The organism is Citrobacter sp. Awk 2, from assembly GCF_028069815.1.
Taxonomy (GTDB): Bacteria; Pseudomonadota; Gammaproteobacteria; order Enterobacterales; family Enterobacteriaceae; genus Citrobacter.
This window is the reverse complement of record NZ_JANEWL010000128.1, coordinates 1-11,348: the sequence shown is the minus strand read 5'-3', so window position 1 is coordinate 11,348 and position 11,348 is coordinate 1. Positions and strand designations below refer to the sequence as shown.

9 protein-coding genes are annotated in these 11,348 nt (G+C 52.9%); 2 read left to right on the top strand and 7 right to left on the bottom strand.

Going from position 1 to position 11,348, the window contains the following annotated elements; translation table 11 throughout:
* The first annotated feature begins 112 nt into the window (after window positions 1-112).
* Window positions 113-610: a serine protease inhibitor ecotin gene (eco, locus tag NNO02_RS21220; protein ID WP_271455659.1), complete on the top strand. Its 498-nt coding sequence runs from the start codon at window positions 113-115 to the stop codon at window positions 608-610.
* 96 nt (window positions 611-706) lie between these two features.
* On the opposite strand, the gene mqo is transcribed toward eco, so the two are convergent.
* Entirely contained in the window at window positions 707-2,368 is a 1,662-nt protein-coding gene (gene mqo / locus NNO02_RS21215) for a malate dehydrogenase (quinone) (protein WP_271455658.1), read from the bottom strand.
* Window positions 2,369-2,646: 278 nt separating this feature from the next.
* Here mqo and NNO02_RS21210 point away from each other — a divergent pair, with 278 nt between their 5' ends.
* Window positions 2,647-3,894, top strand: coding sequence for a SulP family inorganic anion transporter (locus NNO02_RS21210; protein WP_271455657.1), 1,248 nt, complete (start codon window positions 2,647-2,649; stop codon window positions 3,892-3,894).
* On the opposite strand, the gene mgtE is transcribed toward NNO02_RS21210, so the two are convergent.
* The 6 genes from mgtE to NNO02_RS21180 form a co-directional block, all read right to left on the bottom strand.
* Window positions 3,857-5,293, bottom strand: a complete 1,437-nt coding sequence (gene mgtE, locus NNO02_RS21205; protein WP_137384114.1) for a magnesium transporter — start codon at window positions 5,291-5,293, stop codon at window positions 3,857-3,859. The two genes, NNO02_RS21210 and mgtE, sit on opposite strands and share 38 nt — an antisense overlap.
* Window positions 5,294-5,398: 105 nt before the next feature.
* On the bottom strand, window positions 5,399-7,042 hold the full coding sequence (locus NNO02_RS21200; protein WP_271455656.1) for a multidrug ABC transporter permease/ATP-binding protein: 1,644 nt from the start codon (window positions 7,040-7,042) through the stop codon (window positions 5,399-5,401).
* 75 nt (window positions 7,043-7,117) lie between these two features.
* Window positions 7,118-7,768, bottom strand: coding sequence for a DNA oxidative demethylase AlkB (gene alkB / locus NNO02_RS21195; protein ID WP_442867923.1), 651 nt, complete (start codon window positions 7,766-7,768; stop codon window positions 7,118-7,120).
* Window positions 7,768-8,832, bottom strand: coding sequence for a bifunctional DNA-binding transcriptional regulator/O6-methylguanine-DNA methyltransferase Ada (ada, locus tag NNO02_RS21190; RefSeq protein WP_271455655.1), 1,065 nt, complete (start codon window positions 8,830-8,832; stop codon window positions 7,768-7,770). Before ada ends, alkB begins: the two co-directional genes overlap by 1 nt.
* Window positions 8,833-8,911: 79 nt before the next feature.
* Entirely contained in the window at window positions 8,912-9,967 is a 1,056-nt protein-coding gene (gene apbE / locus NNO02_RS21185) for an FAD:protein FMN transferase ApbE (protein ID WP_271455654.1), read from the bottom strand.
* 115 nt (window positions 9,968-10,082) lie between these two features.
* Complete coding sequence (locus NNO02_RS21180) at window positions 10,083-11,213, bottom strand: porin OmpC (protein WP_202038226.1); 1,131 nt, start codon at window positions 11,211-11,213, stop codon at window positions 10,083-10,085.
* Between the last annotated feature and the right edge of the window lie 135 nt (window positions 11,214-11,348).

The following is an 11,348-nucleotide window of genomic DNA, read 5'->3' as shown; positions in this document are numbered from 1 at the left end:
AATTAATACACTTAAAATATAAGTAAATTTAGATTAATAGACGATGTGAATATGCTAACCTGCACTGGATACGTTCGAAAGACAGAAGAAAGGAAACACTGTGAACAATAAGATGAAGACAATTGTCCCTGCCGCACTCCTCGCCGCCTTCGCCAGCACCTCTGCGTGGGCAACAACCACCGATGCCAGCGCTCAGCCGCTGGAAAAAGTCGCCCCTTATCCTAAAGCGGACAAGGGAATGAAGCGTCAGGTTATTCAGCTTACTCCAGAGAAAGATGAATCTACTCTGAAAGTAGAACTGCTGATCGGACAAACGCTGGAAGTGGATTGCAACAAACATCGTCTTGGTGGAGAACTGGACAGCAAAACGCTGGAAGGTTGGGGCTATGACTACTACGTATTCGACAAAGTCACTTCTCCGGTTTCAACCATGATGGCCTGCCCGGACGGCAAGAAAGAGAAGAAATTCATCACCGCGTATCTGGGTGAAGACGGTATGCTGCGTTACAACAGCAAATTACCGATTGTGGTCTACACCCCGGAAAACGTGGAGGTGAAATACCGCATCTGGAAAGCAGAAGATAAGATTCAGGATGCCGTCGTGCGATAAGTGAGAATGTGCCGGATGGCGGCGTACCGCCTTATCCGGCCTACAGACGCATGAAGTAGAAATAGGCCGGATAAGCGCAGCGCGATCCGGCTTTTTTTACAGCGCGATATCCGCCACGGCTTTCTGCTCAGGTTGCGGTTGCGCCTGAGGTTTTAGCTGTGGTTTCGGTGCTTCATCAGCAACCTGCGGTTTATCATACTTCAGACCCAGTACTTCGCTGGTGTATTGCAGCTCTTGCTCCGTCGCATCAACGTTGCCGTTCAGCTTGGCGCCATAAGACGGAATAATCGTTTTCAGCTTCGCCTGCCATTGCGGACTGGCAACTTTATCTTTAAACACTTTTTCCATCAGATGCAGCATGATCGGTGCCGCGGTTGATGCCCCCGGTGATGCGCCCAGTAGCGCAGCAATGGTTCCCTCTTTATCGCTGACCACTTCGGTTCCCAGACGCAGAACGCCGCCCTTCTCAGCATCGCTTTTGATGATCTGCACGCGCTGGCCCGCTTGCCACAAACGCCAGTCTTCTTTCTTCGCCTCTGGATAGTACTCCTGCAGAGCAGCAAAACGATCGTCGTCGCTGAGCATGACCTGGCTTACCAGATATTTGACCAGATCGAAGTTATCCAGACCCACATTCACCATTGGCATAAAGTTGGACGTGGTAGTAGAACTGAGCAGATCCCACAAAGAGCCATTTTTCAGGAATTTGGTGGAGAAGGTCGCGAACGGCCCAAACAGCACCACGCGTTTACCATCCAGAATACGGGTGTCAATGTGCGGTACGGACATCGGCGGCGCGCCGACAGATGCCTGACCATACACTTTCGCCAGGTGACGATTGACCACATCAGGGTTTTCCGCCACCAGGAACTGACCACCAACCGGGAATCCGGCATAGCCTTTCGCTTCCGGGATATCGGTTTCCTGCAGCAGTGTCAGTGCTGCCCCACCGGCACCAATAAAGACAAACTTCGCCTTAATGGCGTGTTCCGCTTCGTTGTTTTTCAGATCGGCAACCGTGACGGTCCAGCTATTATCCGCGTTACGCTTAAAGCCGCGAACTTCGGTGCTCAGTTGCAGCGCAAAATTAGGTTTTTTCTGCAACGATGCAATCAGCTGGCGCGTAATTTCGCCGTAGTTCACGTCAGTACCGATCTCAGTACGCGTTGCCGCAACTTTCTGTTTTGGATCGCGACCTTCCATAACCAGAGGCGCCCATTCTTTAATCTGCGCGTGATCTTCAGAATAGCGCATACCGCGGAACAGGGTGCTTTGCTGGAGTGCCGTGTAACGGGCACGCAGGAAATTCACGTTCTCGTCGCCCCAGACAAAGCTCATATGGGGAACCGTGGTAATAAACGAGCGGGGTTCATGCATCACGCCATTGTTGACCTGATACGCCCAGAACTGGCGGGAAATCTGGAAGGCTTCGTTAATTTCGACTGCCTTTTCAATACTGATGCTACCGTCAGCCTTTTTAGGCGTGTAGTTCAGTTCCATAAGTGCGGAGTGGCCTGTTCCGGCGTTGTTCCAGCCGTTTGAACTCTCCTGAGCAACGCCATCCAGTCGCTCTACCATGGTCATTGACCATTGCGGCTCCAGCTCCTGTAAATAGGTTCCCAGTGTGGCGCTCATGATGCCGCCGCCAATCAACAGTACATCCGTTTCCTGCTCTTCCGCCGCTTTCGCTTTTGCTGCCATCGAGACAACATTCAGCCCTACGGCCATGGTGAAGAGCATGGCAGTCACTTTTTTCATAATGTTAATGCCTTACTTTTAGTATCGCTTTTTGCTTTTAGTGCAGGTGAAAATCGAGCGGTAACAACGGTAACACTTAAGTAAAAATAATTAAATATTGTTTATAAATTATATTTAAATTTTAAAAATGTTATTAATACGTTGATTCTTTATACGGTTATTGACAATCATTTCTGGAAACCTCCCCGTCAGACGGGTACTATGCTGCGCTTTGCTATTCACCGCACGGATGCCTGTCGGTCTGCTGTCATCAGGCCTTTTCTGACCTGAGAGTAACTATGTCTGCAACACACTCTTCCCCTGCCGCGGTGGCAGAACACACCACCCGCACCGTGTTACGCCAACCCCGCCTGTTGGTTCGTGAAACGCTGGCTGGTGTGGTAACCGCCCTGGCGCTGATCCCGGAAGTGATTTCGTTTTCAGTTATCGCCGGCGTGGACCCTAAAGTCAGCCTGATAGCCTCGGTCGTACTGTGCCTGGCGATGTCCTTTTTAGGTGGGCGTCCGGCAATGGTTACCGCCGCTGCAGGATCGGTTGCATTAGTCATTGGCCCGATGGTGCATCAACACGGCGTGCAATACATCCTGCCTGCGGTAGTGCTGGCCGGGATTATTCAGATCCTGTTTGGTGTGTTAGGCATGGCACGTTTGATGCGGTTCATCCCCACGGCAGTGATGACCGGTTTTGTCAACGCGCTGGGTATTTTGATTTTCTTTGCTCAGGTTCCGCACTTCTGGGGGAAAAGCCCGTTAATCTGGGGGCTGTTCGTCCTGACGCTGCTGATTGTGCTGTGGGTTCCGCGGTTTATTAAAGCAATCCCCGCGCCGCTTATCGCTATCGTGCTGCTGACCGTGTTCACTGTCACCAGCGGGCAACTGTTACCGACCGTCGGTGACGAAGGTTCAATGAGCGGCGGTCTGCCGGGCTTGACGCAGTTACTCGTACCACTCAACCTGCAAACGTTAGCCATTATCTGGCCCTGCGCACTGAGCATCGCTTTTGTTGGGTTGATGGAGTCATTGTTAACCGCCCGTCTGGTTGACGACCTGACGGTCACCCAGTCGAATAAAAACCGTGAAAGCACGGGATTGGGCGTAGCCAATATTCTGGCCGGATTTTATGGTGGTATTGCCGGATGCGCGATGATCGGTCAAACGATTGTCAACGTTGAGATGGGTAAAGGACGCAGCCGCGTCTCGACGTTTGCCGCCGGGCTGGTGCTGTTGCTGCTGGTCACCGCACTCAGCGAGGTGATGGCAAAGATACCGATGTCAGTACTGGCGGGAATTATGGTGATTGTGGCGGTGAAAACGTTTAGCTGGCACAGTATCCAACCCTCGACGCTGGCCAACATGCCGGTCGCCGAAACGCTGGCAATGTTGGTTACCGTCGCCGCGACAGTCTCTACCGGCAACCTGGCGATTGGCGTGGTTGCCGGCGTGGTCACGATGTTGATACTGCCGCGCATCGTTACAGGGAAACGGGCGTCTACATCAAAAACAGCGTCGCCAGACCCAGAAAAATAAAGAATCCGCCGGTGTCGGTGATAGCGGTAATCATGACGCTGGAGCCGACCGCCGGATCGCGTCCGAGCTTGACCATCGTCATCGGGATGATAACGCCCATCAGCGCCGCCATCAGCAGATTGAGCATCATCGCCAGGGTCATCACGCCGCCCAGCGCCATATCATCGTACAGCCACCAGGTGATGCCGCCCATGATTCCGCCCCAGACAAGGCCGTTGATCAGCGCAACCCCCATCTCACGCAGGATCAGAAACGTCAGGTTGCCGGGCTGAATATTCTGCAACGCCAGCGCCCTGACGATCATGGTGATGGTCTGATTACCTGTATTACCACCAATCCCTGCCACAATGGGCATCAGCGAGGCCAGTGCCACCAGTTGTGAAATGGTGTGCTCGAAACCGTCGATTACCCGCGAGGCGATAAAGGCGGTACAGAGATTAATTGCCAGCCACGCCCAACGGGTTTTTACCGCTTTAGTGACCGGAGCGAATACGTCCTCTTCGGCACTTAAGCCCCCCATTCGACGCAGATCGGTATCGGTTTCTTCATAAACCACATCAACGATCTCATCGATGGTTAAGCGTCCCATCAGTTTGCCAGAGGGATCAACCACCGCAGCACTGACCAGGTTATCACGTTCAAACGTACGCGCAGCGTTCTCGGCGATATCTTCCGGAGAAAATGTCAGCGGATCATCCTCCATCACTTCGCTGACTTTACGCTGCACGTCATTAAGCAGAATACAGGTTAGCGTCAGTTCGCCCACCAGGACTTTATTGCGATCGGTTACGAAGAGTTTATCGGTGTTCTCCGGCATTTTTCCCAACCGCCGCAAGTACCGCTGCACCACTTCCAGCGTCACGTCCGGACGTACGGTGATGACTTCGAACTCCATGATCGCACCGACGCGATTCTTCTCGTAGTGCAGCACCTGACGTACGCGCGCCCGCTCTTCAGCAGGCAGTGATGCCAGCAGTCGACCAGTAAGGTTACGGGGTAAATGCTGTACCAGATAAATCTGTTCGTCGATGTCGAGATATTGCAGCGCATCCAGTAGCTCGCGGTCGCTCATCTCGTCGATCAGGTCATCCCACACATTTTCTGATGCTTCAAGCAGGACGTTGCCGCGTTTTTCACTTTCGACCAGTCGCCACAGGGCGTGACGCTCTTCGGAGGGCAGTGCTTCGAGGGTATCGGCCAGATCGGGTGGCGGCAGATGCGCCACCAGTGCCCCTACCTCAGCAATATCGTCGGCTAACGTACCGACGTCATATTGCTCAGCCAGGGTAAGCTTACCCAATAATGTTGAAATGATGGCTTTATCAGTGGTCAGTAGCCAGATAAGACGAGCACGTTCCTCGTCACGTAGCCTGGCGCTGTTTTTGTTTATTACGGACATCAATCATAAATCCATGATATGAAATATCATCAATCATGATGCCGAATTATGTAAATAACAATAAACGAGGCCGCCGGCTGGATAAAAAACCGGCGGCATGTGGGATCATGCTGTTCGAGCCACCGCATCACGCGAAGCCGCATCACGTTCATCGCCCAGCAGTTCACTCAATTGCCCATTACGCATTTCCAGCAAACGGTCTGCATGAATAAAGTAATGATCGTCATGGCTAATGGCAAAAATGGTTTTGCCCATCTCCTGCATCAGCGGCAACAATACCTGGTAGAATTCACGCCGGAAATGCGGATCCTGATCGGCGGCCCATTCATCCAGCAGAATAATGTCGCGCTCCTCCGCTAAGGCCAGCAACAGCGCCACTCGCTTTTTCTGCCCTTTCGACAGCTTCAGGTTGAGAATGCGCCCGTCGTTCAGCTCCAGCTTGTGCGCCATTTGCAAATGCTCCAGCCACTTCGCGACCAGCGCCGGAGAAGCGTCTCTGCCTTCGGGTCCCAGCAATTTGTCAAACAGCCAGACGTCGGTAAACACCGCAGAGAACAGCTTACGGTAGTCCTCCGGTTTTTCGACAGCAACCGCCTTGCCATCGAGTAAAATCTCACCAGACTGCGGCTGGTACAACCCGGTCAGCAACATCGCCAGCGTGGATTTACCGCTGCCGTTACCGCCAATCAGGAAGATCAGTTCACCACGACGAATGGTCAGATTTACAGGCCCAACGGAGAACGCACTATCCTGATAGTGGAAAACCACGTCACGCAACTCCAGCATTTGCCAGTTCGGAAATGCGGTTGGCCGCGGGAATTCTGCCTTGAAGGGGGCCAGGGAGAACTTATTCAGCTTGTTAAACGCCACCTGAGCCGTCAGCAGCGTCGGCAGCGCGCCAACGGCGGAGAGCAACGGCGTGCGCAGGAATAGCAACGTCAGCGAATAGGTTGCCGCCACCGCGGTATCCGCCCAGCCCAGACTGTTGGCCATCCAGAATACCAGGCCAATGGCGCCCAGCATCATGATGTTCGACCAGTTGACCGCGCTCAGGTGGAAGGTATCAGCACGAATAATATGGTGGCGGTATTCTTTGGCATCCGGGACGTACAGCTGGTTAAAGATATGCTCTGCACGCTCACGGTTGAGCGTCAGCTCTTTGCGCCCTTCCAGCACCGTCTGGTAGTCGTTGTACAGCTTGTCTTCGGTTTCACGCAGGGTAGCCATGTGTTTATACACCCGCGCCACCAGCACAAATCCGCCCCAGATGGTGATTGCCATCCAGATTGCCGTCACCAGCAGCATTTTCGTCGACAACATGGCCAGATACGCCGCCGATCCCACGGTCAAGATAATCCCCTGTACCAGCTCAGGTAGGCGGACAAAGGCAATGGTAATGTTACGGATATCGCTGGTTAAACCGGCCAGTAACGAGGCGCTACCGATTTGCTCGATACGCTCGACGTGAGTGTCCAGAATACGTTTGATAAATTCGCTACGCAGACGGTAGACAAAGTGGTGTCCCAGCGTGGTGAGCGCCAGCTGTGAACCGAGGGTGACGACCATCAGTAACAGCAGCAGGCCAAGAAACTCCGGTAGCACCATCAGCGTGGTGTCGACCGTTTCAATCAGGCGCTGATTAATAAACGCAATCAGTCCAATCCCCAGAGCGGCACTGGCAAGGCTGAGCGCCATGACGCTGATAAATGGCCAGCGATACTGCCGCCAGACAAGAAGTAAAAGTTCCATGCAAACAACCCGGACAAGTAATAACAGCCCGCAGTTTAAACATCTCTTCGCTCACAGCAATAATAATTCTTATTTTTATTCTTTTTTACCTGCCTGGCGAAACGTCAGGTTGTAGCGACAATCCCCCGTCAATGGATGATACCCAGTTTTGAGAGGCTGGACGCCGTGATAAAACAGCCGCGAGGTTCCCCCCCATACCACCACATCACCATGCTCCAGCAATACTCGCTTTAAGGGATCGTTGCGCCGTAAGCCACCAAACTGAAAAATTGCTGGCAGGCCCAGCGATACAGAGACGATAGGTGCTCGCAGGTCAGGCTCATCTTTATCCTGATGTAAAGACAGTTTTGCCCCCGGCGTATAGCGATTAATAAGGCAAGCATCCGGTTGAAAATCAGGATAGCCTGCGGCCGTTGCCGCCTGTTGGCACAGCTCAGCAAAGACCTCGGGTAATGGCGGCCAGTGAGCGCCAGTTAATGGGTCGACCGGTGAATAGAGGTAGCCATGTTGATCCGTTGTCCACCCCAGATGGCCGCAATTCGTCATGGCTACCGACATCGTATAACCGCCAGGGGTGACCATCTGGCGAAACGGCGACTGTCTGGCTGTCGCCGCGATTGCCTGCAGTAAAGCGGGGGCGGATTCAAATGCAAAGCGCCGCAAAATCACCGCACCTGACGCCAGCGGCTCGTGCCAGGGTTTCTCATCGGCAAAGAGATCGAGCATTAGGTTTCCTCGCGGGTGGCTTCACGTTGCAACAGTTGCGCCTTGCGCGTTATTCCCCAACGATAGCCAGAAAGCGCGCCGTCGCCACGGATTACGCGGTGACACGGGATCACAATAGCCAGTTTGTTCGCCGCGCAGGCACTGGCGACGGCACGCACCGCCTTCGGCTTGCCGATAGTGCTGGCCAGTTGCTGATAACTCACCGTCTCACCACAAGGTATTGCCCGCAGCGCTTGCCATACCTGTTGCTGAAAGGCGGTACCCTGAATATCCAGCGGCAGTGACAGTGCAGTATTGCGCGTATTAATCACGGCGATCACCTCACGCACATGTTGTTGAAACTCCGCATTGGCGGGCTCGTCACGTGCTGTCGGAAACAGTTCATGCAATTCTGCTATCAGCGTAGCATCGTCGTCGCCCAGCAAGATCGCGCAGATCCCCCGTTCACTTTCCGCGACCAGGCAGCGACCCAGAGCGCAATCTGCGAGGGTATAGCGCACAGAAACATTACCGCCGCCTTGACGAAATTGCCTGGCGGTCATGCCTAACGCCTGATCCGCTTTGCGGTAATAGCTGCTGCTGTCGGGGAATCCGGCGTCAAGAATCGCCTGCGTGACCGGTGCGCCTTTTGCCAGCGCGTCACGCAGGCGACGGGCACGCCATGACTGTTGCCAGGCCTTTGGGGTCATTCCGGTGGTTGCTTTGAACAGGCGATGCAGGTGAAACGGGCTCATCGCAACATGCTGCGCAAGAGCCTCCAGTGTGAGGGGGGACTCCTGCTCCAGCAACTGACAGGCGTGGGCTATTTTGTCCAGCCACTGCTGTTGTGCGCTGTCTTTGTCCGGCTGGCAGCGTTTGCAGGGACGAAACCCTGCCGCCTGTGCCTGCTTTGCATCCGCGAAGAAACTGACATTTTTGCGCAGCGCATGTTTTGCCCGACAGGACGGCCGACAGAAAATGCCGGTAGTCTGAACAGCAAAAACAAACTGACCGTCAGCACCCGCGTCACGGTCCAGCACAGACTGCCAGCGTTCATCATCAGTTATGTGTAAGAGATTTGTCATGATGGACTCCTTTGTTAAGCATAGCGCTTAGCCTCAGTGTGTCCGCATTGCGGGTTATAAAAACCCGCAATCTTGCTTTTTAATTTTTTTCGCTGACCAGGAAGCTTTTAAATTGCGGCGACATCCAGGTTTTAAACCCGTCGCCTTCTTTAACAATCATATACACCGCCAACCCTTCGCGACGCACAACCTCTTTGGCCTTTTGCGGGCCAAGCACCATTAGCCCGGTATCCCACCCGTCAGCCTCCAGCGCCGTGGGTGCAATCACCGTCACAGAGACCAGATTGTGTTCAATAGGACGACCGGTTTGCGGATCGATGACATGGGACAGACGTTTTCCGTCCAGTTCGTAATAGTTGCGATAGCTACCGGAGGTGCTGATGCCATGTCCATTGATATCGACAATCGCCTGTACCGCGTTTTCACGATCGGTTGGTTTCTGTATTGCTACACGCCACGGTTGCCCCTCGGCATTCATTCCACGGCTGTTCAGAGCACCACCAACAGAAACCAGATAGCGGGCGATCCCTTCCTGTTCCATCAATCGCGCCAGATGGTCAGCCGCATACCCTTCCCCCACGGTGGAGAGATCAACATACAGCGCCGGCAGATCTTTCTGCAGGTAATTCTGGTGCGCCTCATTAACCACCTTCAGATGTGCAAGCCCGGTTTGCGCTTTTGCCGCATCAATTCTTGCCTGCGTAGGTGTATGCAGCGGTTGCTGCTGTGGACCAAAGCCCCACAGATTCACCAACGGACCGACGGTGATGTCCATCGCACCGTCAGTTTTTGCGCCAATACGTAACGCCGATGTCACAATATCCGCCAGCGCATCATTCACCGGCCACGGTGACAGGCTTTTTGACTGGTTAAAACGCATCAGCGCAGAATCGTTCTTGTAGGTAGAAAGCAGTTGATCATCAGCATCAAGCTGAGTCTGGATCTTCGCCTGCAACTCTCCGGCGCGTTTGTCATCCAGGCCAACTACACTGACCCGCCAGAAGGTGCCCATGGTTTTACCTTCCAGGACTGTCGCGGTTGAGGACGGGGTCTGGTTTGATTTCGGGGCCTCATCGCACCCAACAAAAAAGAGTGTTACAGCCAGGAGCGCTGCACGACAAAAAATCATATCCATACGTGATTACCCTTATGAAAACGGGCGCAAGAGTACACCAAAAAAGAGTGTTTGTACGTCAGAAAAACGGCATTAAAAAAGGCCCCGTAGGGCCTTTGATAGAAATAAATGCAGATTAGAACTGGTAAACCAGACCCAGTGCTACGATATCATCTGTCGCGATACCAGCATCGCGGGTAAAGTTGTTATCATCCAGCAGGTTGATTTTGTAATCAACATAGGTAGACATGTTTTTGTTGAAGTAGTAGGTCGCGCCAACATCAACATATTTCACGATATCCTGGTCACCGTAGTTGGTGAAGCCATTGTTAATGTCTTTACCTTTGGATTGCAGGTAAGCCACGGACGGACGCAGACCGAAATCAAACTGGTACTGTGCCACAACTTCAAAGTTCTGTGCTTTATCTGCGAAACCATAAGCCGCAGTCGGGTTACTACCGTTAGAGGTACCGAAACGGGTCGCGTTATAGGACTGGGAATACTGTGCAGCCAGGTAAACATTGTTGGCGTCGTATTTCAGACCACCGGTATAAACGGTTGCACGATCACCATTGCCAAAGAGAGAAGCGCGCGTCGCGTTCTGGTCAGCAGTACGTTTAGACGTCGTGATAGCACCACCAATACCAAAACCAGCGCCGATATCATAGGTTACAGATCCGCCGTAACCGTCGCCGTTCTGAGTCAGCAAGCTGCGGCCGCTTACGTTTTCACCGCTAACGCTGCCGTTTTTACCCTGATACTGCAGGGCAAAGTTCAGACCATCAACCAGACCGAAGAAGTCAGTGTTACGGTAGGTTGCATAACCGTTACCACGCTGCTGCATGAAGTTGTCAGCGCCGTAGGTATCGCCGCCAAATTCCGGCAGGACGTCGGTCCAGGATGTGACATCATAAGTGACGCCGTAGTTACGACCGTAGTCGAAAGAACCTGCATCAGCGAATTTCAGACCTGCGAAGGCCACACGCGTCCAAGCGTCGTTGCTGGCTTCACTCTGGTTACCTTGAATCTGGTATTCCCACTGGCCGTAACCGGTCAGTTGATCGTTAACCTGGGTTTCGCCTTTGAAGCCGATACGCATATAGGTCTTGTCACCATCATCGCCTTTGTTGTCGGAGAAATAGTGCAGACCGTCGACTTTACCGTACAGATCTAATTTGTTGCCGTCTTTGTTGTAAATTTCAGCCGCATTTGCTGCGCCTGCTACCAGCAGAGCCGGTACCAGGAGGGACAGTACTTTAACTTTCATGTTATTAACCCTCTGTTATATGCCTTTATTGCTTTTTTATGCCACTGCTCACTGGCTAACCCTCATTAACCAGTCGGCAACTTCATTCTCCGCAAAAACACAGAATAATCCAACACGAATATGATACTAATACTT

Coding starts and splice junctions, on each gene's coding strand:
- NNO02_RS21210 (WP_271455657.1), top strand. CDS start 2,647: ATGTCTGCAACACACTCTTCCCCTGCCGCGGTGGCAGAACACACCACC.
- NNO02_RS21180 (WP_202038226.1), bottom strand. CDS start 11,213: ATGAAAGTTAAAGTACTGTCCCTCCTGGTACCGGCTCTGCTGGTAGCA.
- alkB (WP_442867923.1), bottom strand. CDS start 7,768: ATGCTCGATCTCTTTGCCGATGAGAAACCCTGGCACGAGCCGCTGGCG.
- mgtE (WP_137384114.1), bottom strand. CDS start 5,293: ATGTCCGTAATAAACAAAAACAGCGCCAGGCTACGTGACGAGGAACGT.
- apbE (WP_271455654.1), bottom strand. CDS start 9,967: ATGGATATGATTTTTTGTCGTGCAGCGCTCCTGGCTGTAACACTCTTT.
- mqo (WP_271455658.1), bottom strand. CDS start 2,368: ATGAAAAAAGTGACTGCCATGCTCTTCACCATGGCCGTAGGGCTGAAT.
- eco (WP_271455659.1), top strand. CDS start 113: ATGAAGACAATTGTCCCTGCCGCACTCCTCGCCGCCTTCGCCAGCACC.
- ada (WP_271455655.1), bottom strand. CDS start 8,832: ATGACAAATCTCTTACACATAACTGATGATGAACGCTGGCAGTCTGTG.
- NNO02_RS21200 (WP_271455656.1), bottom strand. CDS start 7,042: ATGGAACTTTTACTTCTTGTCTGGCGGCAGTATCGCTGGCCATTTATC.